The organism is Novosphingobium sp. PY1 (genome assembly GCF_017312445.1).
In the GTDB taxonomy this organism is placed as follows: Bacteria; Pseudomonadota; Alphaproteobacteria; order Sphingomonadales; family Sphingomonadaceae; genus Novosphingobium.
The window spans coordinates 574,310-596,175 of sequence record NZ_BLTI01000004.1 but is presented as its reverse complement, the minus strand read 5'-3'; the positions used below and the strand labels follow the sequence as shown (position 1 = coordinate 596,175).

At 64.6% G+C, this 21,866-nt stretch carries 19 protein-coding genes; 5 read left to right on the top strand and 14 right to left on the bottom strand.

Annotation, left to right across the window (positions count from 1 at the left end; genetic code table 11):
* Positions 1–2: 2 nt before the first annotated feature.
* The 6 genes from J3474_RS06850 to J3474_RS06825 form a co-directional block, all read right to left on the bottom strand.
* Positions 3–842: a TrbG/VirB9 family P-type conjugative transfer protein gene (locus tag J3474_RS06850; protein WP_207093507.1), complete on the bottom strand. Its 840-nt coding sequence runs from the start codon at positions 840–842 to the stop codon at positions 3–5.
* On the bottom strand, positions 839–2,071 hold the full coding sequence (locus J3474_RS06845; RefSeq protein WP_207093506.1) for a type IV secretion system protein: 1,233 nt from the start codon (positions 2,069–2,071) through the stop codon (positions 839–841). The genes J3474_RS06850 and J3474_RS06845 overlap by 4 nt, the downstream gene beginning before the upstream one ends.
* A gap of 7 nt (positions 2,072–2,078) precedes the next feature.
* The gene (locus tag J3474_RS06840; RefSeq protein ID WP_207093505.1) at positions 2,079–4,511 is read right to left on the bottom strand and encodes a VirB4 family type IV secretion/conjugal transfer ATPase; all 2,433 of its coding nucleotides are present in this window, start codon (positions 4,509–4,511) and stop codon (positions 2,079–2,081) included.
* Between the two features lie 29 nt (positions 4,512–4,540).
* Positions 4,541–4,822: a type IV secretion system protein VirB3 gene (locus J3474_RS06835; protein ID WP_007012094.1), complete on the bottom strand. Its 282-nt coding sequence runs from the start codon at positions 4,820–4,822 to the stop codon at positions 4,541–4,543.
* An 11-nt stretch (positions 4,823–4,833) separates the two neighbouring features.
* Entirely contained in the window at positions 4,834–5,190 is a 357-nt protein-coding gene (locus J3474_RS06830) for a TrbC/VirB2 family protein (RefSeq protein WP_207093504.1), read from the bottom strand.
* A 247-nt stretch (positions 5,191–5,437) separates the two neighbouring features.
* Positions 5,438–5,812, bottom strand: a complete 375-nt coding sequence (locus J3474_RS06825) for a hypothetical protein (protein ID WP_207093503.1) — start codon at positions 5,810–5,812, stop codon at positions 5,438–5,440.
* Positions 5,813–6,101: 289 nt separating this feature from the next.
* Here J3474_RS06825 and J3474_RS06820 point away from each other — a divergent pair, with 289 nt between their 5' ends.
* The 3 genes from J3474_RS06820 to J3474_RS06810 all read left to right on the top strand — a co-directional run bounded on the left by J3474_RS06820 (position 6,102) and on the right by J3474_RS06810 (position 11,394).
* Complete coding sequence (locus J3474_RS06820; RefSeq protein ID WP_007012097.1) at positions 6,102–7,700, top strand: hypothetical protein; 1,599 nt, start codon at positions 6,102–6,104, stop codon at positions 7,698–7,700.
* A gap of 90 nt (positions 7,701–7,790) precedes the next feature.
* Positions 7,791–10,490 carry a TonB-dependent receptor domain-containing protein gene (locus J3474_RS06815; RefSeq protein WP_207093502.1) on the top strand — a complete coding sequence of 900 codons (2,700 nt, stop codon included), beginning with the start codon at positions 7,791–7,793 and terminating at the stop codon, positions 10,488–10,490.
* Between the two features lie 328 nt (positions 10,491–10,818).
* Positions 10,819–11,394 carry a TMEM165/GDT1 family protein gene (locus tag J3474_RS06810; protein WP_207093607.1) on the top strand — a complete coding sequence of 192 codons (576 nt, stop codon included), beginning with the start codon at positions 10,819–10,821 and terminating at the stop codon, positions 11,392–11,394.
* A 3-nt stretch (positions 11,395–11,397) separates the two neighbouring features.
* On the opposite strand, the gene J3474_RS06805 is transcribed toward J3474_RS06810, so the two are convergent.
* Entirely contained in the window at positions 11,398–12,072 is a 675-nt protein-coding gene (locus J3474_RS06805; protein ID WP_013832072.1) for a response regulator transcription factor, read from the bottom strand.
* Positions 12,073–12,251: 179 nt separating this feature from the next.
* Here J3474_RS06805 and J3474_RS06800 point away from each other — a divergent pair, with 179 nt between their 5' ends.
* On the top strand, positions 12,252–13,157 hold the full coding sequence (locus J3474_RS06800; protein ID WP_013832071.1) for a UDP-2,3-diacylglucosamine diphosphatase: 906 nt from the start codon (positions 12,252–12,254) through the stop codon (positions 13,155–13,157).
* Positions 13,154–14,224 (top strand): glycosyltransferase family 1 protein, encoded by a 1,071-nt coding sequence (locus J3474_RS06795; protein ID WP_207093501.1) that lies wholly within the window; start codon positions 13,154–13,156, stop codon positions 14,222–14,224. The genes J3474_RS06800 and J3474_RS06795 overlap by 4 nt, the downstream gene beginning before the upstream one ends.
* 177 nt (positions 14,225–14,401) lie before the next feature.
* On the opposite strand, the gene phoB is transcribed toward J3474_RS06795, so the two are convergent.
* The 7 genes from phoB to J3474_RS06760 form a co-directional block, all read right to left on the bottom strand.
* Positions 14,402–15,088 carry a phosphate regulon transcriptional regulator PhoB gene (gene phoB, locus J3474_RS06790; RefSeq protein WP_007012104.1) on the bottom strand — a complete coding sequence of 229 codons (687 nt, stop codon included), beginning with the start codon at positions 15,086–15,088 and terminating at the stop codon, positions 14,402–14,404.
* Positions 15,085–15,780, bottom strand: coding sequence for a phosphate signaling complex protein PhoU (gene phoU / locus J3474_RS06785; protein WP_007012105.1), 696 nt, complete (start codon positions 15,778–15,780; stop codon positions 15,085–15,087). Before phoU ends, phoB begins: the two co-directional genes overlap by 4 nt.
* Positions 15,781–15,793: 13 nt before the next feature.
* Entirely contained in the window at positions 15,794–16,555 is a 762-nt protein-coding gene (gene pstB, locus J3474_RS06780) for a phosphate ABC transporter ATP-binding protein PstB (RefSeq protein WP_207093500.1), read from the bottom strand.
* Between the two features lie 4 nt (positions 16,556–16,559).
* The gene (pstA, locus tag J3474_RS06775) at positions 16,560–17,450 is read right to left on the bottom strand and encodes a phosphate ABC transporter permease PstA (RefSeq protein ID WP_041558732.1); all 891 of its coding nucleotides are present in this window, start codon (positions 17,448–17,450) and stop codon (positions 16,560–16,562) included.
* Positions 17,443–18,816, bottom strand: a complete 1,374-nt coding sequence (gene pstC / locus J3474_RS06770; RefSeq protein WP_013832068.1) for a phosphate ABC transporter permease subunit PstC — start codon at positions 18,814–18,816, stop codon at positions 17,443–17,445. Before pstC ends, pstA begins: the two co-directional genes overlap by 8 nt.
* 18 nt (positions 18,817–18,834) lie before the next feature.
* Positions 18,835–19,881 (bottom strand): substrate-binding domain-containing protein, encoded by a 1,047-nt coding sequence (locus tag J3474_RS06765; protein WP_013832067.1) that lies wholly within the window; start codon positions 19,879–19,881, stop codon positions 18,835–18,837.
* A 261-nt stretch (positions 19,882–20,142) separates the two neighbouring features.
* The gene (locus tag J3474_RS06760) at positions 20,143–21,546 is read right to left on the bottom strand and encodes a porin (protein ID WP_207093499.1); all 1,404 of its coding nucleotides are present in this window, start codon (positions 21,544–21,546) and stop codon (positions 20,143–20,145) included.
* Between the last annotated feature and the right edge of the window lie 320 nt (positions 21,547–21,866).

Here is a 21,866-nt window from a genome sequence, read left to right as displayed (position 1 = left end):
TCTCAGTTCCCCTTCGAAGACGCCGCGGTCGAGCCGGCGTCGGGCGTGTTTGCGGCCACCGCCGCGCTGGTGCGGACTTCACCGGTGCGTTCCAGTTCGGCCGTGGCCTTGCCAGAGCGCAGGATGATCAGGCTGGGCACTTCGGCCAGGACGATGGTCGACCCGCGCACCGCATAGTTGACCGGGCCTTCATCGCCTTTCTCGTTCTTGATCAGGATGGCCGGAACGGACGTGCGCTCGGGCCAGAGCAGGTAGGTCTGCTCGCCATCGTCATAGACGCGTGTCGGCTGCAGCCTGGCCGAGCCGGTGCGCTTCCACGAGAAGTTCAGGGCCGCCGGATCGGCGGGCAGCGCCATGGGGTCGCCCTCTGCCAGCGCGCGCTCGGCGGGCTGCAGGCCCTCAAGCCCCTCGCTGCCCGGGACCGGTGCATCCTGCGGTTCGTCCTTGTAGGTGAAGCGCAGCATGTAGAGCGGCTTCGCGCGGGGCGCAGCGACGAGGTCGAAGAAATAGGTGTGGCGATTGGTCACCACGGTCATGTTGGTACGCGCGCTGGCCTCCAACGGCTTCACGAAGAGCAGGTCTGCACGCTTGTTCGGCGTGATCTGCCACTTCTGCGAATCCCCGACCGCGACGTTCTCGATCGCCTCGTTCTTGCCGAAAGCGATCGTCGCCTGCACCCCGGCCTTGCCGTCGATGCGCACGACTTCGTTTTCGTCATAAGGATGATCGACCAGCCGCGGGTCCTCGGCCATGGCCGGTGTGGCGAGGGCCAGCAGGACGGGCGCGAGCGCTGCGGGGGCCAACAGTGCGGAGGCGAGGCCCCGTGCCTTGTGGCGGATCATCGAATCTTCTCCTTTGCCGGCATCCGGCCGGTATCGTTTGATGCGCTGCGAAAGCGGCTGCCGATGCCGCGCGCCCGCGCGTCCCTGCTCGGGCCGACCGGCTCGACACCGCCGCCCGTCACTTGCGTCACGACGGTGCGGCGATCGCCCGAGCGGCCCGCTTCGGAGCCGCCGCCGTGCGTGGATTCGTGCATGGCCGCAGCGCTTGCGGCCGAAACCGCCGGGGTACGGCTTTGCGCCGGAAGCAGCGGCGCGGCGGGTGCAGGCGCGGCATAGGTCTGCGCAGCGGCATATCCGGCGTCGGCCCGCGACTTGCCCGAAGAGCCCGCTCCGGCCAGGCCAAAGACATTCCAGCCCGAGACCAGCGTTCCGGCAACCTTGAGCACCATGCCCATAAGCGCCATGTGCACGGCAGCGACGAGGAACAGCGCCATCGCCGCCCGACCGTCGATCTCGCCGAGCTGCGCGCCCTGCACCAGCTTGGCGACGATAGGCACCAGCAGTTCGAGCGAAATACCCCCGCCCAGCACCACGAAGAGAGGCGTGACCGCGGTCAGCACGACCCCGCGCAGCCAGCCCGCCGTCAATCCGCGGGTGCCGCCGAACAGCGCCATGACAACGAAGATCGGGCCCAGCGCCAGCAGAACCGCCAGTGCGATGCGCGCGGTCAGCAGGATGCCGACAGTGCCAAGCAGCAGGATCAGCGCGCCCAGCCACATCACGCTGGTCGGGGTGAACATGCCCCCTTGCGCGGCGGCCTGCGCCTGCGCTCCGCCTTCACCGCCCGCGCCATTGCTGACGTTTTGCGATGCCTCGCCGATGGCCTGGAAGACGATGTCGATACGGTCGCCGAAGATTTGCGTCGCCGAACCCTTGGCCCCCATCAGGATCGAGGCGATCCAGTCGGGCCCGCCGATGGCGAGGTTCCACACGACGTTCTGGTAGGCGATCCAGCTCGTCGCGAAAGTCAGCACCAGACCGAGCGTGAGCATCCGCGGCGTCAGCGCCGAGATGCCGAGCGTGGAACGGCCGGTGATGAGCGAAAAGGCGAAGAAAGCGATGTAGAGCGTGAGCAGGATCGTCAGCACCGGCGCAAGCGCGCCGTCTGCACCGAACAGGCGGGCGAAGGCCGAGGAAATCGTCTCGCCGGCCATGCAGTCGACCGCGCGCAGTGCCGGTGCGACGCCGGCCGAAGCCACTTCCGCGAGTTGCTGACAGGTGCCGCTCATCGCCCGCTCACTCGGCCGCCTGGATCCAGGCGGCTCCATCCTCGGCGTCGCCCGGCCAGGTCATCCCGGTCAGTACCGGGTACCATGCGGCCGGATCGTCGCCATAGCGCTCACGCAAGGTGTCGAGCTTGCGCACCGTGCTCTCGCGCCCTGACAGGACGGTCAGAACCTCGGGCATTCCCGCAAGGTCGAGCCGGACCACGACCGAGGCATCGGACTGGCGGATCAGGAAGCAGCGCGAATGCGCGGGCAGCGTGCGGATCACGTCGAGTTCGTGGTGGGTCAGGCCGAAGCCTTCGCAGTAGTCCTCGGCGCGGGCGCGCGCATTGGGCATGAAGATCATCGTCGCGGTCTGCTCGACCAGCGCCGTGGCAATCTTGCTGTCGAGCGCATCGCGCGCGGACTGGGTCGCGAAACCGACCAGCGCGTTGCGCTTGCGCAGGGTCTTGAGCCAGTCACGGATGCGCGCGGCGAAAACCTCGTCGTCGAGCGCCTTCCAGCCCTCGTCGATCAGGATCATCGTCGGTTCGCCGTCGAGGCGTTCCTCGATCCGGTGGAACAGGTACATCATCACCGGCGTGCGCAGGCGCGGGCTTTCCAGCAGCGCGGTCATGTCGAAGCCCAGCACGCGAGCCGAAAGGTCGAGCCGGTCCTGCTGGTTATCGAACAGCCAGCCATGCTCGCCCCCGCCGATCCAGGCATCGAGCCGCGACGCGAGGTCGCCCGGCTGCGGACGGCGCGAACCGGCCAGCAACTCGCGGAAATACGAGAGGCGGCGCAGGCTCGGATCGTTGGCATAGGCGGCATCGACCGCGCCGGCGATCGTCGCCAGTTCCTCGGGGCCGTTGGCCGAAAGCAGGACGCCGAGCCAATCGCGCAGGAAAGCGCGGTTGGTGGCGGTGTCGGGCAGCGAGAGCGGGTTGAACCCGGTCGGATGTCCGGCGGCGACGCGGCTGTAAGTGCCGCCGATGCCGCGCAGGAAGACTTCGGCGCCGCGGTCCTTGTCGAACAGGATCGTGCGCGGCGCGAACTTCTGCGCCTGGGCGGCGAGGAAGTTCATGACCACCGTCTTGCCGGAACCTGACGGACCGATGACAGTGAAGTTACCGAGGTCGCCCTGATGGAAGTTGAAGAAGAACGGCGTCGAGCTGGTGGTCGACAGCAGCGTCACCGCATCGCCCCAGTGATTGCCGCTCGCCTGGCCCATCGCAAAGCCGTGCAGGCTGCCGAAACAGGCCATGTTGGCGCTGGAAATCAGCGCGCGGCGGACGATGAAGCCCTCGTTGCCGGGAAGCTGGCCCCAGAAGGCGGGCTCGAGATTGACTTCCTCGCGTACGGCGACGGCACCGGCATCGGCCAGCGAGGCCGCGCACATCGCGGTCACTTCATCGAGGCCTTCCAGCGAATCGGCACGCACCAGCACCGAGAGGTGATGATCGCCGAAACCGACCGCGCCGGTGCCGAGCGAATCGCGGGCGCTCGCCATTTCGCGGCGCTCGGCCATCGCTTCTTCGTCCGCCGAACGCAGGCGGCGGATCGCAAGATCGATGCGTTCACGCGCGATCTGGCGGTCGCAAGGCGCATATGTCTCGGTCAGGACCAGCTCGCAGGGCAGGCGCAGCAAGGCGTCAGTCAGTCCCGGAGCGGTCGAATCGGGATAGTCCTTGAGGCTGACGACCGAGGCGAACGAGGCATTCGAAGCCCCGCGCAGTTCCAGCGCGTCCATGCCGAAGTTGATCCGGCGATAGGGCAGCATATGGCCGATATCGGTGCCCTCGGCAGGGCGGCGTACGGGCCGCATCTCGCCGTTGTAGAGCGCCGAAAGCAGTTCGAGGACCTCGGAGCACTGGCCCTTGGCGGTGTCGTAGTCGCCCAGCATGCGCGCGCCGTAGGAGCCGAGCGAGGCGACCATCGCACTGGCGGCGGCACGCAGCGAGCGCACGTCGGCGGGATCGGCCTCGACCGCCTCGCCGCCCTTGCGCTTCATCATGCGGGACAGCTTGTCGGCCCAGCCCGCCTTGCCGCGCGCGGGGCGGCGGACAAGGGTAATGAACTGGTCGTTCACGAACAGCGCGCCCGAACCGGTGCGGGCCCGCCAGCGCGAATCGATGTGCGCCGCAAGCGGATCGTCGAAGTGACCTTCCAACTCGATCTCGACGCGGCGGCGGATCACGTGGTGGTACAGCACGAAACGCGCATCGAGCGAGGAACGCAGCAGCACTTCACGGGTGGCGACGTGGGCGTTCAGCTCGTCGGTATCGGCAGTTTCGAACGCGAGGCCCGGGACCATCAGCGACAGCATCACCGAACCGTCGCGCAGCAGCACGACGTTCTCGTCCACCAGCGCCTGGTAGGGCAGCCGGTCGCCGACAAGGGCTTCCTTGCCGGCCCAGCCCTTCAGGCCCGGGATTGCGCGTCGCGACTTCGTCTTTGGCGCCATGTCTGTACTCCCCACCCCCCGAATCGATCTCAGGGTGCGTAACTGTTGCAACCCCAGCGCTGCCAGTTGGCAACGCGCGGGCACTTGCTAACTTTGGCGATCCAGAGGTCGAATACCCGGGGTTCGCGCAAGCATGCGAGGTATCCGACCCCATGGATCGCGAGCGCTGCAGGCAGCGCCCAGAAGCTCTTGGTGATGAGGAAGATCTCCGTCGTCACCGCAGCATTGATGATGAAGAAGCTGTATGTCACCCCGGCGAACATCTGCGGCCGGGTGAGCGCGCGATGGACGGGATAGCGGGCCAGGCTCATCAGCCGCGCCCTCAGCCCGCCGCCGACTGGATGCCGGAAACGATCGCACCGGCGCCGAACAGGACGAAGCAGCCGATGATGACGGTCGCGCCGAAGCGCCAGTTCATGCGGCCGGTCAGCATCATGAAGCCGACGGCCGCCACCGCCATGACCGCGACCGCGGTAGCGACATTGCCGAGCAGTGTGCCCTGCAGCCAGCCCAGCGCGGCGACGATCGGGCCGCTGCCGGCCGGATCCTGCGTCGTCACGGTCTGCGCACTGGCCAGGTTCGGCGTCAGTGCGAGGCCCATGGCCGCGAGGAACGCGGCGAAAGCCTTCGAAATTCCGCTAAAAGTGCGGGTGCGAATGATAGAATCTCGAATCACCATGCCCTCCGTGTGAGGGCCAAGTGCGCCACCATGATGACAAGTGTGTGACGATGAGACGGCTAAAGAGACAGTCATATTGCAATCGCCAGTCACTGTTTCAGGTACGTAGCAAAGGCCGCCGGCCCTCCTCGACGGCCCCACTATACTGGCGACCATTATTATAAAGTGTTACCCGAAAGGCCAGCGTGCGATTGCCGGTTGTCGACCGGGGCGCGGCCCCGGCCCTGAAATCAGGATTTGGAGGCGATCAGCGCACCGCCAGGGTCTGGCCGGTGGCGATGCACTTCATGGCCGTGCGGGCGGCCCAGCGCGAATCCATCCAGGAACCGTCCGCCAGTTCGAGATCGTAGCGCTCCGGGCTGGCCGCCGCGGCCTTGTAGCTGACCATGGCCTGCTGGGCCATGCCGACGCGGGCATAGGCGGTCCCCAGATTGATCAGGGCCGCAGGATCGTTCGATTGCGCAGCGCCCATGCGCTGCAGCTTGGCGATGGCCTCTTCATTCTTCCCGGCCGCCAGCTCCTCATAAGCGACATCGACTTCGTCCTGGGGACGAACTTCGAGCGTCAGCGAAAAGGCCGACTGCCCCATGAGGACACTTGCGACGAGTATGGATAGCGACATGCAACTCTCCCGGACATTCTTGCGATGAGTGCATCTTCTGCGGAAAAACCCGCGACCTCAAGAAAATGACGGGACTGTCATAAAACTGCAATCTGGCTGTGAATCGCCCCGATAAGGGCGAGTCGCAAGCCATGGTCCGGTCGATATCGAATAACGGTCATATCCCCGTCACATAAGTGCATATTTCTGTCATTGGATCGCCAACAAACTGTCACCCCCTCATCCTAAACGGCCCCTCAACGAAGGCGGATTCGCCGCTTCGTCCGACCTGAAAAACGGGGGAACTCACGTGAAGAAAATTTCTGGTCTGCTGCTGGTTGGCTGCAGCGCACTTGCTCTTGCCGGTTGCGGCGCCGACGACATCTCGTCGCCGGGTGCTGGCGGCATCACGATCAACAACCCGACGCCCGCTCCGACCCCGACCCCGACTTCGGGTTCCGGCACCGTCGTCGCGGCTGACAGCTGCCCCACCTTCAACGCCACCGGCGGCCTGACCGACAGCGGCACGATCTCCGGCCCCGAAGGTTCGTGGCGCGTGTGCACCCTTCCCGCCCTGGTCGACGTCAGCTCGAGCCTGCCCAAGGTCGCCGGCGTCGTCTATCGCCTGAACGGCCGCGTCGACGTCGGCTGCGACGGCGGCTTCTCGGCCCCGACTTCGGGTTCGCCCTTCACCACCACCACTGCCAGCTGCAACGGCCGTTCGCTGACCGCCGACACCGACGTCACCCTGACGATCGATCCTGGCGTCATCATCTACGGTGAAAACGGTTCGGAAGCCGCCTGGCTCGCCGTCAACCGCGGCAACAAGATCAATGCCGTCGGCACGGCCTCGCAGCCGATCATCTTCACCAGCCGCCAGAACGTCGTCGGCACCAACGACGACAGCTCGCAGGGCCAGTGGGGCGGCGTCGTGCTGCTCGGCCGCGGCATCGTGACCGACTGCAACTACGGCTCGACCGCCGCGAAGACCTGTGAGCGCGACACCGAAGGCGCGGTCAACAAGGCCGTCTTCGGCGGTCAGGACAACGCCTACAACGCCGGCACCATGAAGTACGTCCAGATCCGCTACTCGGGCTATGTCCTGAGCAACGGCAAGGAACTGCAGTCGCTGACCGCCGAAGGCGTCGGCTCGGGCACCACGCTCGACTACTTCCAGTCGGTCAACAGCTCGGACGACGGTGCCGAATTCTTCGGCGGCAAGGTCCAGTTCAAGCACTACATCTCGGTCAACGCCGACGATGACAGCCTTGACCTCGACACCGGCCTGGAAGGCTACTTCCAGTATGTCATGCTGCTGCAGCGTGACGGCGGCGGCGACGCGCTGATGGAAATCGACTCGAACGGTGCCGAAACCGACACCCCGCGTCAGAAGACCGTCATCGCCAACTTCACCGGCGTCCAGCCCAGCTCGAGCTCGAACAACGAATCGAACGACCAGGCTTCGGTACTGATCCGCGGCAACTCGGACATCACCTGGGTCAACGGCATCATCAACACGCCGAACAACGAATGTCTGCGCCTGAACGGCTCGGGCACCACCCCGGCGACGCTGAAGGCCTACTCGACCGTCATGTCCTGCGGTTCGACCAAGTACATCGACAGCGGCACGAACGCTTCGGGCTACTCGGCTTCGCAGTTCGCTTCGGGCACCAACCTGAACGATGATGCCTTCACCTCGACGCTTTCGAGCACCTTCGTCAACGGCACCAACGAAGCCGGCGTGGCCGGTTACGCCGACATCAAGACGCTCTCGAGCTTCTTCGATGCAGTCACCTACATCGGCGCCGTGAAGGACTCGAGCGACACCTGGTACAAGGGTTGGACCTGCGACAACGCGACCGCCAACTTCGGTTCGGGTGAAAGCTGCACGGCTCTGCCGACCACCTGATCCGGCCGCCCATAACTGACGACAAGGGGGGGCGGTCCGAATTCGGCCGTCCCCCTCTTCGCATAAATACTTGTTCCAGGGGGACATCAAATGACCAAGCCGCGGCTTGTTTCGCTGCTGCTGCTTTCCACCGCGATGCTGACGCCTGCCATGGCTTCGGCTCAGGAAAGTGCCACGACCAGCAATGACGCCAACAGCGCATCGAACGATCAGGCAGACACTTCCACCCAGGAGGAAGACGCGCCGGACGTATCGCTGCCCGGCGGCGCGATCATCGTCACCGGCCACCGCGATCGCAACATCCAGCGCATCGCCCCGCAGGTCATTTCGGTGCTCTCCACCCAGGAAATCGCACGCACCGGTGAAGGCGACATCGCCGGCGCCCTTGGCCGCGTGACCGGCCTCAGCGTCGTCGGCAACGGCTACGTCTACGTACGCGGCCTTGGCGACCGTTATTCGCTCGCCCTGCTCAACGGCTCGCCGCTGCCCAGCCCCGAACCGCTCAAGCGCGTCGTGCCGCTGGACCTGTTCCCGACCAGCATCGTGGCCTCGTCGCTCGTCCAGAAGAGCTACTCGGTCAATTTCCCCGGCGAGTTCGGCGGCGGTGTCATCAACCTCACCACCAAGGCCATCCCGACCGAGACCTTCCTCACGGTCAGCGGCGGCCTCGGCTGGGATACCGAGACCACCAACAAGCTCAGCTACAGCTACTATGGCAGCAAGACCGACTGGACGGGCTGGGACAACGGCAACCGTTCCATTCCCAAGTCGCTGCAGAGCTATTTCAACAGCAACACCGTCATCGATCCCACCGGTGACCTCGCCAAGCAGCTTGGCGGAATTCTGGTCAATGGCCGCAATGCCGTCATCCAGAAGGACACCAAGACCCAGCCGAACTTCTCGGGCGGGATAACCGGCGGCACCGCGATCGAACTCGGCGACGCCACGCTTGGCGTGATCGCCGCCGCCAGCTACTCGAACACGACGCAGACCAAGGACATTATCCGTCAGCGCGCGCAGGGCACCACGGCAGAACCGAGCCAGCTGTTCGAGAACTTCAACGCAGTCAACACCGACAACCGCATCGTCGGCAACGGCCTGCTCGGCCTTGGCCTCGAATGGGGTGAGAACAAGATCCGCTGGACCAACGTCTACATCCACGACACGGTCAAGCACACCAGCCTGAGCCTGGGCAAGCGCGAGAACAACATCCAGGCCGACTACATGAACCAGACGACGGCCTGGTACGAACGTCAGCTGATCGACACCCAGTTCGTCGGCGAGTTCAAGCCGGCAGACGACACCTCGATCGACGTGCGCGCCGGCTACGCGAACTCCAAGCGCCTCGCGCCCTTCGAGATCGAGGCCGAGTACCTGCGCACCAACGTCGATAGCGACAACTACGGGCAGTACTTCGTCAACCGCCTGGGCAACGGCAACCAGGACCCGACGACGATCACCTTCTCGCGCCTGAACGAAGACGTCTGGTCCGCCGGCGTCGATCTTTCGCATACCTTCAGCCCCGGCTGGACCGGCAGCGTCGGCTATGCCTACCAGATCAATTCGCGCACCAACACGCGGCGTTCCTTCGCGATCTACGCGAACGGCGACCAGACGCAGATCTCCAACTTCGGCCTGCTTCGCCTCGACGTCCTGCTGCAGCCGGGCACCTGGTACCTGCAGGACTTCGGCGTGAACTATGGCCTGGAGCTGCGCGAGCCCGAAGCCAGCACCGCCCAGTTCGATTCCCGCCTGCTCAACCACGCCTTTTACGGCAAGCTCGAAGGCGCCCTGACCGACCAGCTTTCCTTCGATCTGGGCGTGCGCTGGGAATATGCCAAGGAATCGACCATCCTGCGCCCGATCGGAGCCGATCCCAGCAAGGCCACCGATCTCAAGAACGAGTACTTCCTGCCGGCCCTGACGCTCACCTACGAGATCAATCCGAGCATGCAGGTGCGCCTCAACGGTTCGAAGACGATTGCCCGCCCGCAGTTCCGCGAACTGCTGTACCAACCGTACTTCGACCCCGACACGAACCGCACCTATCAGGGCAACCCGTTCCTCGAGGACAGCAAGCTGACCAATATCGAAGGCCGTTACGAATGGTACTTCGATCGCGACCAGCGCATGTCGGTGGGCGCCTTCTACAAGAAGATCGACAAGCCGATCGAATCCTTCCTGACCGGTTCGGAAACCTTCATCACGTCCTACGCCAACGCGCCGACCGCCGATCTTTACGGCGCCGAGCTGGAGCTGCAGAAGTACTTCTACCTGGATAGCCTGGGCGGCAAGTTCTTCGAAACGCGCAGGCTGATGCTCATGGGCAACTACACCTACACGAAGTCCAAGCTGAAGGTCAGCGACAGCGACGTCGTACGCATCTACGGCGCCGGCACCGGCACGTCGCTCGCCACCGACTACTTCGTCGACGGCGCCCCGCTGACCGGCCAGTCCGAACACATCGCCAACCTGCAGATCGGCCTGGAAGACACCGACAGCCTTTCGCAGCAGACGATCCTGTTCAACTACGCCAGCAAGCGCGCGGTCAGCCGCGGCCTTGCGAACTCGGGCCAGCCGGACATCTTCGAATATCCGGGCCTGACCATCGACGTGGTCCTTCGCCAGGGCTTCATGGTCGGCGGCAAGGAAGTGGAGCTGAAGCTCGAAGGCCGCAACCTGACCGGCCGGAAGCACGAGGAATACCAGTCCTTCGTCGACGGCCGGGTGGACTACAACACCTACAAGGTGGGCCGCACCTTCTCGGCTTCGGCCTCGTTCAAGTTCTGACCCGAGGATCCTGATCCTCACTGGGAAGGTCCCTGCCCTTCCTACGGCAACCTCGGGGTCCGGTCGCTCATGCGATCGGGCCCCTTTTTCTGCGCCTTGCAAAGCGGTCGGCGAGCGGTTAGACGCGCCCCGTCATCTGGGGAGTAGCCAGCTGGCGTCCGTGCAAGCGGACCGTCAGTGCCCTGTCGTCAACATACTTGGTCGAGAGACCATGGCGCACAGGAGAACGGGCAACCGTTCGGGCGAGACCAATGGCGTTGCAGCTCCGCTCGGCCGGGCGGGTTCTGCCACGCTATTGTCTTGTCTGTCGCCCGGCCCGGAGAATACCTTGGAAGCCCTGCTCACATCGACAGCCGTCGTCGCCCTCGCCGAGATCGGCGACAAGACGCAGTTGCTCGCCATCGTCCTGGCCACCCGGTTCAAGCGTCCCTGGCCCATCGTTGCCGGTATCTTCGTTGCAACGCTGGCCAACCACTTCCTGGCCGCGCTGGTCGGCGAACAGGCTGCCGCGTTCCTCGACGGCCAGTGGTTCCGCTACCTGGTGGCCGCCAGCTTCATCCTGATGGCCGCCTGGACGCTGATCCCCGACACGTTCGACGAGGACGAGGAAGCCAGGCCCAGCCGCTTCGGTCCTTTCGTGGCCACCACGATAGCCTTCTTCATCGTCGAGATGGGCGACAAGACGCAGCTCGCCACGATCGCGCTGGGCGCCCGCTTCCAGAGCGTCCTGCCGGTCATGAGCGGGACCACCATCGGCATGATGATAGCCAACGTGCCGGCGGTGTTCCTGGGGCACGAGATCATCAAGCGGGTACCGCTCAATGTCGTGCGCATGGTGGCCGCGCTGCTGTTCCTGGTGATCGGCCTGTGGCTGCTGGCGCAGACGGCGGGCTGGCTCGGCTGAGCCTCAGAGCGTATCGAAGACGTAGCCGAGCGAGCGCACCGTGCGCAAAGGATTGCCTGCGCCCACGCCCTTGAGGGCCCGGCGCAGGCGCCCGATCCAGACATCGACGGTGCGTTCGTCCACCGGCGGTTCCTGCTTGCCCAGCGCGGCGATGAGCTGCGTGCGGGTGAAGACCCGGCCGGGATGCTCGATGAAGTAACGCAGCAGGCGCAGTTCGTTGGGCATCAGCGAGATCGGCTTGCCCTGCCAGCGGGCCTGGAATGCGGCAAGATCGACGGTCAGGTCCCCTTGCGCGACAATCCGGATTCCGGCGCTGTCCTGTTCGCTCAGGCTCGCGCCCAGAACCCGGTCGAGCAGCGCATTGCGGGTGAGCGGGCCGACCATGTAGTCGTCCGCGCCCATGCGCAGCGCGCGCTTGCGGTCCTCGACGTTGTCTTCCTCAAGCACGATGGTGACATGCGCGTGCGAGGTGATCGCATCTGCACGCAGCCGCCGGCACAGCTCCAGACCCGACATCTCGGGCAGGACCCAGTCGATGAAGATCCAGAGCGCGCCTTCGATCAGCGGCAGTTCGGCAAAATCGGTCCAGCGATGGAGGACGACCTCGAAGTCGTCGTGCCGGAAAGGCGCCAGCCCTCCGGTCAGTTCGCTTGCCAATAGAATGTCGATGCGCCGCATTGCCCCCTGCCTTGTCAATACGTTGGGGTTAGTGGCGCTCTAGTGTGACGAACGGGTGACATATCGATGACAAGCGCGTGAAAACTGGCGCTGTCATTAAACTGACCCGCAACCGTCACGCCCGCGCAACCGGAAAATGCGAAGAAAAACATCGGTAACAACCGGGGGGAAGCATTCTGATGCGGACCGATGTCGACAGTCTTCTCGAACGTAGCGGCAAGATTCCGGCCTGGCTCGACTTGCCGGACCCGAAGGGCTTTCGGCCCAAGCGAAAGTATCGCACCATCTGGATTTCCGACGTTCACCTGGGCACGCGCGGCTGCAATGCCGCGATGCTGGTGGACTTCCTGCGTTCGGTGGAATGCCAGACGCTCTATCTGGTCGGCGACATCGTCGACGGCTGGCGGCTGCGCAAGGGCTGGTACTGGCCCGATGCCCACAACGAAGTGATCCGCCGCATCCTCAAGATGGCGCACCGGGGCACCCGCGTCGTCTTCATTGCCGGCAACCACGACGAAATGCTGCGCGACTATGCCGGTCTGACCTTCGGCGGCGTCGAACTGGTGCTGGAGGCGGTGCACGAGACGCTCGACGGGCGCCGCCTGCTGGTGACCCACGGCGATGCCTTCGACGGCGTCGTGCTCTACCACAAGTGGCTCGCCTTCCTGGGTGACAAGGCATACGGCATGCTGCTGCGCGCCAACATCGCCTTCAACGCCGTGCGCCGGCGCCTGAAGATGCCGTACTGGTCGCTTTCCGCCTACATGAAGAAGAAGGTCAAGAACGCGGTCCAGTACGTGTGCAGCTACGAGGAAGCGGTTGCGAGCGAGGCGATCAACCGCGGCTTCGACGGCGTTGTCTGCGGCCATATCCACTGCGCCGAGATCCGCCAGTTCGGCGGCATCACCTATTACAACGACGGTGACTGGGTCGAAAGCTGCACGGCGCTGGCCGAGAGCCTCTCCGGCGAAATCGCGATCATCGACTGGATCGCGGAAACCGGCGGCCACGACCAGGCAGCCCCTGTAGCCACCCCTGCCGGGGCGGCTGCCCCCGCGGAAAGTACGGCCAGGGTCGGCGCGTGAGGCTGACGCTCGCGACCGACGCCTGGCTTCCGCAAGTCAACGGCGTCGTCCGCTCGCTCGCGGCGACGCTCGACGAGCTGCAGCGCCGGGGGCACGAAGTCGACCGGGTCACGCCCGAACACTTCCTGACCCTGCCGATGCCCGGTTATGCCTCGATCCGTCTCGCCATGGCGCCGCGCTTCGGGGTGCGCCGGATGCTTGACCGGACCCGGCCCGACATCGTCCACATCGCGACCGAAGGCCCGATCGGCTGGGCCGCACGCGGCTGGTGCCTGTCGCGCGGGGTGCCGTTCACATCGGCGTTCCACACCCGCTTTCCCGAATATGCCGCAGTGCGCACCGGGATCAGCGCCGAGCGCTTCTGGCCGATCATGCAGCGCTTCCATGCGCCGAGCCGCGCCGTACTCGTCTCCACCTGCAGCTTCGCACGGGAGCTGGCATCGCGCGGCATCAGCCATACGCGGCGCTGGAGCCGCGGCATCGACCAGCAACTATTCACACCCCAGGGTGCGCGCCATCCGGCCATGCGTGCCCTGCCCGGCCCGGTCCTGCTCAACGTCGGCCGCGTCGCGCCGGAAAAGAACCTGGAAGCATTCCTCGATGCCGATGTGACGGGCAGCAAGGTCGTGGTCGGCGACGGTCCGGCGCTCGAAAGCCTGCGCCGGCGCTATCCGCATGTTCATTTCCTCGGCGCGCTTTCGGGCGAGGAACTGGCGAGCGCGTACCGCGCCGCCGACTGCTTCGTGTTTCCCAGCCTCACCGACACTTTCGGGCTCGTGGTGATCGAGGCGCTGGCCTGCGGCACACCGGTCGCGGCCTTTCCGGTTACCGGCCCTGCCGACATTCTCGGGCGCGACGGTTGCGGCGTGGAAGCCCGTCTGCCGCGCCCGGCGGGAGCCGTCGACGATTCGCTCGCCTGCGCGATCACCCGCGCCCTGACGGTCGGCCGCGAGGATGCAGCATTGCTGGGCGAACTCTATTCCTGGGAGCGCGCAACCGATCAGTTCCTGAGCGCTATCTCGACTGCGGCCGACGACGCCGAACGCGACCTGCTGTCGGCCGCCTGAGCAGCCGCGTCGAAGATTGAACAGAATAGGCACGCCACCTGCACGGGCGGCGACAAGCTCAGCCTGAGCCGGGTGTGAGTTGCAGCTGGGCGGGTTGCCCGCTTCGCCGTGAGCAAGAGAGCAAGAAGCCGGGGCCGCGCAATTCCAGCGCTGGCCCCTCGCCTCACCGGATCGGCGTCAGTTGACGTCCATCGCATAGCCCGCCGCGCGGACGGTGCGGATCGGGTCGGTCTCGCCGGGGCGGTTGATCGCCTTGCGCAGGCGGCGGATGTGAACGTCGACAGTACGTTCGTCGATGTCGGAATCCATGCCCCATACGCCGTCGAGGATCTGCTGGCGCGACACGACGCGATTGGGCCGCTCCATGAAGTAGCGCAGCAAGCGGAACTCGGTGGGACCGAGGTGCAGCGGCTCACCGCCACGGCGGACGCGGTGGGAGGTGGCATCGAGTTCGATGTCGCCCCACTGCAGCACGCTACCGGCCAGCGAAGGCCGCGAGCGACGCAGCAGCGCCTCGATCCGGGCCAGCAGTTCGCGCGGGCTGAACGGCTTGGTGACATAGTCGTCGGCACCGGTCTTGAGGCCGCGGATCATGTCCTCTTCCTCGCCGCGCGCGGTCAGCATGAGGATCGGGATCTGCGCGGTTTCCTTGTCCTTGCGCAACTGGCGGCAGACTTCGATGCCCGGCACGTTCTCGATCATCCAGTCGAGCACGATGGCATCGGGCGCCTGTTCCTGCACCAGCAGGAGCGCTTCCTCGCCGTCGCCGGTGCTCCGCACCTCATAGCCTTCGGCGCTGAGGTTCCAGGTCAGCAGTTCGCACAGCGCGCGGTCGTCTTCGACGACAAGGACATTCGGGTTCATTCGGGAGCCCCTGTGTCATCGGTCTGGCTGTCGCGCTCGGTGCAATATTCGCCGGTCGCGGCGTAGTAGACCATTTCGGCGACATTGGTCGCATGATCGCCGATGCGTTCCAGGTTGCGGGCGATGAAGAGCAGCTGCGTCGCCACGGTGATGGTCGAGGGGCTTTCCATCATGTGCGTCAGCAGCGAACGGAACAGCGTGTTGTAGAACTGGTCCAGCTTCTGGTCGCGGCGGATGACTTCGACGGCAAGCGCGGCATCGCGCGAGCCGTAGGCGTTGAGCACGTCGCGAACCATGCCCTCGGCGATCTCGGCCATCGCCGGTACGAGCGTGATCGGCTCGACCTTGTTGCGCCCGTCGAGCGCATTGACGCGCTTGGCGATGTTCTTGGCATAGTCGCCGATGCGCTCGATCACGCCGGAGATCTTGAGCGCGGCGATGACGTCGCGAAGATCGTCCGCCATCGGCGCGCGCAGGGCGATCGTGCGCACCGCGAGACGATCCACTTCCGCCTCGAGCGCGTCGAGCTTGGCATCGGCGGCGACGACCTGCCCGGCGAGTTCCTCGTCGTGATTGGTCAGCGCCTGGATCGCATCGCGGATCGCCACTTCTGCCAGTCCGCCCATTTCGGCGACGAGGCCACGCAGCTGTCCGATCTCGGAGTCAAAGGCCTTAACGGTATGGTCAACCATGGCTATTTCCTTGTCAGCCGTAGCGGCCGGTAATGTAGTCCTTGGTCTTTTCCTCGCGCGGGTTGGTGAAGACCTGGTCGGTCTCACCATACTCCACAAGGTTGCCAAGGTGGAAGAAAGCGGTGCGCTGCGAAACGCGCGCGGCCTGCTGCATCGAGTGCGTCACGATGACGATCGCGTAGTTCTCCTTGAGCTCGTCGATGAGCTCCTCGATCTTTGCCGTCGCGATCGGGTCCAGCGCCGAGCACGGTTCGTCCATCAGGATCACCTCGGGGCTGACCGCAATAGCGCGCGCGATGCACAGGCGCTGCTGCTGGCCGCCCGAAAGCGCGGTGCCGGCATCGTGCAGGCGGTCCTTCACTTCGTCCCACAGGCCGGCCTTGGTCAGCGAACGCTCGATCACCACGTCCATGTCGGCCTTGTTCGAGGCGAGGCCATGGATGCGCGGGCCGTAGGCGATGTTCTCGTAGATCGACTTGGGGAACGGGTTCGGCTTCTGGAACACCATGCCGACGCGGGCGCGCAAGGCGACCGGATCCATCGACGCGGCGTAGATGTCCTCGCCGTCAAGCAGGATCTCGCCGGACACGCGGGCATCGGCAATCGTGTCGTTCATGCGGTTCAGCGAACGCAGGAAGGTCGACTTGCCGCAGCCCGAAGGGCCGATGAATGCCGTGACGAGACCGTTGTCGATATCGATAGAGACGTTGTCGATGGCCTTCTTCTGACCATAGTAAACGTCGACGTTGCGGGCTGTAAGCTTGGTTTCGGTCATGTCCCTACCAGCGGACTTCGAACTTGTTTCGAAGGTAGATCGCAAGGCCGTTCATCGCCAGCAGGAAGACCAGCAGGACGATGATGGCGGCGGAAGTGTTCTGGACGAAGGCCTTGTCGATTTCGTCCGACCACAGGAAAATCTGCATCGGCAGCACGCTGGAAGGGTCGGTTACCCCACCCGGCGGCGTGGCGACGAAGGCGCGCATGCCGATCATCAGCAGCGGGGCGGTTTCACCCAGCGCGCGGGCCATGCCGATGATCGTGCCGGTCAGGATGCCCGGCAGGGCCAGCGGCAGCACGTGGTGGAACACGGTCTGCACCTTGCTTGCGCCGATCGCCAACGCGGCATCGCGGATCGACGGGGGCACGGCCTTGATCGCGTTGCGGCCCGAGATGACGATGACCGGCATCGTCATCAGCGCGAGCGTCAGGCCGCCGACCAGCGGCGAGGAGCGCGGAAAGCCCAGCGTGTTGATGAACACGGCAAGGCCCAGCAGGCCGAATATGATCGACGGCACCGCCGCCAAGTTGTTGATCGAGACTTCGACCCATTCCACCCAGCGCCGGTTCTTGGGCGCGAATTCCTCGAGATAGACGGCAGCGAGCACGCCCATCGGAAACGAGAGCAGCAAGGTGACCAGCATCGTCAGCAGCGACCCCTTGGTCGCGCCCCAGACGCCCGCGACATGGGCATTGGTGGAATCCGAACCGGACAGGAACTGCCAGTCGATGCCGCCAAGACCATTGCGCAGCATGATGAAGAGCAACAGCGCCAGGAAGGCGAGGCTCAGGGCGACGGCGCTGAAGCCGAGCCGCTTGAACCGGCGCTCGGCAGCATGGCGCTTGGCCAGGCGCCGGGTAAACTCGGGCGATTGCCAGCCTGCGTCAGTCATATGCTTCCCGGAAACGCTTCACGACCCGAAGGGCGATGATGTTGAGGATCAGCGTGACGATGAACAGCACCAGGCCCAGCGCGAAGGCGGAAAGCGTCTTGGGGCTGTTGAATTCCTGGTCGCCCGTCAGCAGCTGGACGATCTGGTAGGTCACGGTCGTCATGGAATCGAACGGATTGACCGAAAGTCGCGCGGCGGCACCCGCGGCCATGACCACGATCATGGTTTCGCCGATGGCACGGCTGATCGCCAGCATCACGCCGGCAACGATGCCCGGCAGCGCGGCAGGCAGCAGCACCCTCTTGATCGTCTCCGACTTGGTGGCGCCCAGCGCGAGCGAACCGTCGCTCATGGCACGGGGAACCGCAGCCAGCGCATCGTCCGCCATCGAGGAGACGAAGGGAATGATCATCACGCCCATCACGAGGCCGGCGGCCAGCGCACTCTCGGTCGAGGGATTGGCCATGCCCAGCGAGCCTGCGAAGTCGCGGATGATCGGTGCCACCGTCAGCGCGGCGAAATAGCCATAGACGACGGTCGGAATGCCCGCGAGGATTTCAAGCACGGGCTTGAGGATCTTGCGAATGCGGCCCGAGGCGTACTGGGTCAGGTAGATCGCGCTCATCAGGCCGAGCGGGATGGCGACCAGCATGGCGATGACGGCGCCGATGTAGATCGTGCCCCAGAACAGCGGCACGGCGCCGAAATTGTCGTTAAGGTCAGTGCCGCCCGCATTGCCCGGCGCCCAGTGGGTACCGGTCAGGAAGGCGATGGGCGAGACGTCCTTGAAGAACAGCCCAGCCTCGAACACCAGCGAAGCGACGATGCCGAATGTCGTGAGGATCGCCATGAGCGAGGCGGCGAGCAGCAGCCCGAGAACCGCGCGCTCAACCTGCGTGCGCGCCTTGAAGCCGGCACGAATCTTGGTGAAGCCATAGCCGCCGCCGGCCAGCGCCGCGATGACGACAAGCAGGGCTCCGATCAGTCCGAAGCGCTGCTGGGCCGCGCGCATCGGCTCGGCCAGGGCGTTGGACAGCGGGTTGAAGGCGACGGCATCGGGATTGGCGGCGATGGCACGGGCATCGGCAAGGATTGCCGCACGGTTCATGTCGTCCGGCGGAAGCTGGGCCGCAGCCGGATCGGCCAGGACCGCGCTTTCGACCAGGCCCGGCATGATCGCCGACCACACGCCCCAGGCAAGCAGCGCCGGGACCACGATCCACAGCGCCATGTGCCAGCCATGGTAGCCGGGCATCGAATGCATCGATCCCCGGCCGGTATAGAGCAGCCTGGCCCTGGCCCGCGCGGCAAACCAGCCGACGAGGCCAAGGCCGAAAACGGCCAGCAGGACTGCAGTGAAGATCATATCTGGCCGTTTACACGCTTACTTGAGGACCGAGGGGTCGAGCGGAGTCATGTTGGCGATGACTTCGGCATTCTTGGCGCGCACGTCTTCCGGCGCGACAATCAGGCCCTTCGCCTTGAGGTCGCCATCGGGGCCCCAGTGCTTGGTCCACTCCTCGACGTAGCCCTTGAGGCCCTTGATCGGGGCGAGGTGCTGCTTCTTGACGTAGATGTAGAGCGGACGGGCGCCGGGGTAGGAGAAGTTCGAGATCGTCTCGTAGGTCGGCTCGACGTCGGACATCGGAATGCCCTTGATGGTGTCGGCGTTCTCTTCGAGGAACGAGTAGCCGAAGATGCCGATGGCCTTCGGGTTCTGCGAGATCTTCTGGACGATCAGGTTGTCGTTTTCGCCGGCATCGACGTAGGGACCGTCTTCACGGATGTCGTGGCAGGTCGCCTCGTACTTGTCCTTGTCGCTGTCCTTGAGCGCCGCCATTGCCGGATCGGTCTTGCAGCCGGCCTCAAGGATCAGTTCCTTGAGTGCGTCACGCGTGCCCGAGGTCGACGGCGGGCCGTAGACGAGGATCGGTTCGTCGGGGAGCGAAGGATTGACGTCCTTCCAGGTCTTGGCGGTGTTGGGCTTGCCGAACGGGTCGGCGGCCAGCGCCTTGTAGATGTCGGTCGGGGTGAGCTTCATGCCCGGGCCGTTCTTGGCTTCGGCGAAGGCAATGCCGTCGATGCCGACCTGGATTTCGACGATGTCGGTCACGCCGTTCTTCTGGCACATCTCGTACTCGGACTTCTTCATCCGGCGCGAGGCGTCCTCGATGTCGGGGTGCTGGGCGCCGACGCCGGCGCAGAACAGCTTCATGCCGGCACCGGTGCCGGTCGATTCGATGACGGGCGACTTTTCGCCGGTCGCCTTGGCGTAGGCTTCGGCCACTGCGGTAGCGAAAGGATAGACAGTCGACGAGCCGACGGCCTTGATCTGGTCACGCGCGCCGGAGCCCGCCCCACCCGAACCGCCGCAAGCGGTGAGAGCCATCGCAGAGACGGCGGCAACGAAGAACGTCTTGGTAGAATGCATGGCAATACCCCTTGGGCTTCAATTCTGGGACGCCCCTATTGGGGTACAATGACACTTCTATGACGATGAAGTGACATTGTACGATTGCCCCTCAAATTACGGAAAGAACATCCGTTTTCAACCGCGGACGACTGGGCCCGAAAATGAGCCAGCCCCCGACCGGCGAAGCGCGCCGACCGGGGGCAGGTCTAGGGGTAGTTACAATGCCTTGCAAGGGAAGCGCGGCCAGCAAAATCCTGGCGGCGCTTCCCTTGCTGCAGGTCAGAAGTCGATCTGGGCGCGCATGCCCATGCTGTCGGCGGTGTAGCTGTCATCACCGTCAGCGGTAATCGCTGCGTCGCGCAACCACAGGTGGCCGTAATTGGCCGTGAAGCGCAGATTGCTCGTCGCGGCCCAGACCAATGACACGCCCGCGGTATCCTGGCGACCACCGACGATGTCTGAATCGTTGAGATCGAGATGATCGAATCGCAGATTGACCTGAATGGCGCCGATACCGCCCTCGTCGATTCCCTTGGCAGGCCTCAGCCGATCGAATATTCCGCCCTTGTAAGGCGCCTTCTCACCCGTGAGGACATATCCGACTTCCGCGTAGCCGCCCTTGAAGGTCGGATTGCTGAGACCGGGACGCACCGCCGTGATCGCGTTGCCTTCGACGACCGCATGGAAGGGCCCGGTCATGTAGGCAACCTCAACGCCGTAACGACGCTCGCTGGTGGCCGTAATGGAGCCGGTATCGACCAGGCGTACGTCCGCCGTATGCAGGAACGGCCGCGTCCGATAGCGCGTGCTTGTAACCGAACCGGCGAGATCGTGATACTGGGCCGAGGCCCCCAGATGCAGCGTGCCGTTGCCCAGCTTGGGCATGAAGACCACGCGCCCGTTGAGGCTCCAGCTCTTGTCCGTATCCGCGCTCATGCTCGACATGTCGTCGGCAAACAGGCCTGCTTCGACCAGCACGTCCTTGGTCTTGTAGTTCGCGGCGATACCAACGCGGCGCTCAAAGCCGAAGGCCTGGCTGAAGCTGCTGCGCTCCATGAAGGTGGTGTTAAGGACGGCGGTCATGTCCTCGAGCCCGGTGAAGGGACGCTGGTTGCCCAGAACGAGCGTAAGGTTCCGATTCGCCTTGTAGCTGATGTAGGCGTCCGCCAGTGCCAGGCTGGAATTGGTCAGGTCGGCATCGAAGCGATAGCCGATACCGCCCGGCATGGTCCCTTCGAAGCCCAACCAGGCGCGGCGCACCTCCGTTGCAGTGCCGAGCGAGGCATTGGCGCCCTTCGAAAGCCCGCTCGGCGCGTCGGTTCCGCCGATGTCCACCTGAATTCGGCCACGGGGCTTGAAGCTCCAGCCCTTGTCGTCGCTGAACTTGGGTGCGCCTTTCCAGGCGACCTTGACGGGCGAGGCCTCTTCGGCGGATTTCCTGGCGGTGCTGGCGTCGGCCCTTGCGACTTGTGCCGACTGGCTTGCGGCCTCGGCTTTGGCATTGGCCTGTTCAAGTTCAGATTCGAGATTGTCGATACGCTGCGCCATGACTTCCATTTTGGCGCGCATGGCCTGCAGTTCTTCCAGAACTGTCGCCGACTTACTGACTTGCGCCGCAGCGGGAAGCGCCCACCCGGCAGACACGGCAACGGCCAGGGCCGAAATTGCCTGTAATTTTCTCACTGAACCTGTCCTTTTATTTCCACTATATTTCGTTCGGCGACCCGGAATTGATTTCCATGCAAAAACAACAATACGCTCTGCTTCAGGATTGGGACCAAACCACGATTTGAACCGATCGCTCCGACCGGCTGGTTCACGCGTTTAATTACAAATTGTGTCTGCCCGTTTTGGGAGAACTACGGGATTGCGCGGATGCCCGTCGTTAGGGGGGGCATACCCCCGGCCTCCGCCGTCAACATTTTGTTACATTGCAGTCATGTTTGTCACCAAAGTGTCACTGAAAGGTCATAGAGGCCGGTCCCCACTGGGCCGGGGAATGC

What these genes read in the sequence shown, in the direction of transcription:
- J3474_RS06850 (WP_207093507.1), bottom strand. Translation starts at nt 842, where the DNA reads ATGATCCGCCACAAGGCACGGGGCCTCGCCTCCGCACTGTTGGCCCCC.
- J3474_RS06845 (WP_207093506.1), bottom strand. Translation starts at nt 2,071, where the DNA reads ATGAGCGGCACCTGTCAGCAACTCGCGGAAGTGGCTTCGGCCGGCGTC.
- J3474_RS06840 (WP_207093505.1), bottom strand. Translation starts at nt 4,511, where the DNA reads ATGGCGCCAAAGACGAAGTCGCGACGCGCAATCCCGGGCCTGAAGGGC.
- J3474_RS06835 (WP_007012094.1), bottom strand. Translation starts at nt 4,822, where the DNA reads ATGAGCCTGGCCCGCTATCCCGTCCATCGCGCGCTCACCCGGCCGCAG.
- J3474_RS06830 (WP_207093504.1), bottom strand. Translation starts at nt 5,190, where the DNA reads ATGGTGATTCGAGATTCTATCATTCGCACCCGCACTTTTAGCGGAATT.
- J3474_RS06825 (WP_207093503.1), bottom strand. Translation starts at nt 5,812, where the DNA reads ATGTCGCTATCCATACTCGTCGCAAGTGTCCTCATGGGGCAGTCGGCC.
- J3474_RS06815 (WP_207093502.1), top strand. Translation starts at nt 7,791, where the DNA reads ATGACCAAGCCGCGGCTTGTTTCGCTGCTGCTGCTTTCCACCGCGATG.
- J3474_RS06805 (WP_013832072.1), bottom strand. Translation starts at nt 12,072, where the DNA reads ATGCGGCGCATCGACATTCTATTGGCAAGCGAACTGACCGGAGGGCTG.
- J3474_RS06800 (WP_013832071.1), top strand. Translation starts at nt 12,252, where the DNA reads ATGCGGACCGATGTCGACAGTCTTCTCGAACGTAGCGGCAAGATTCCG.
- phoB (WP_007012104.1), bottom strand. Translation starts at nt 15,088, where the DNA reads ATGAACCCGAATGTCCTTGTCGTCGAAGACGACCGCGCGCTGTGCGAA.
- phoU (WP_007012105.1), bottom strand. Translation starts at nt 15,780, where the DNA reads ATGGTTGACCATACCGTTAAGGCCTTTGACTCCGAGATCGGACAGCTG.
- pstB (WP_207093500.1), bottom strand. Translation starts at nt 16,555, where the DNA reads ATGACCGAAACCAAGCTTACAGCCCGCAACGTCGACGTTTACTATGGT.
- pstA (WP_041558732.1), bottom strand. Translation starts at nt 17,450, where the DNA reads ATGACTGACGCAGGCTGGCAATCGCCCGAGTTTACCCGGCGCCTGGCC.
- pstC (WP_013832068.1), bottom strand. Translation starts at nt 18,816, where the DNA reads ATGATCTTCACTGCAGTCCTGCTGGCCGTTTTCGGCCTTGGCCTCGTC.
- J3474_RS06765 (WP_013832067.1), bottom strand. Translation starts at nt 19,881, where the DNA reads ATGCATTCTACCAAGACGTTCTTCGTTGCCGCCGTCTCTGCGATGGCT.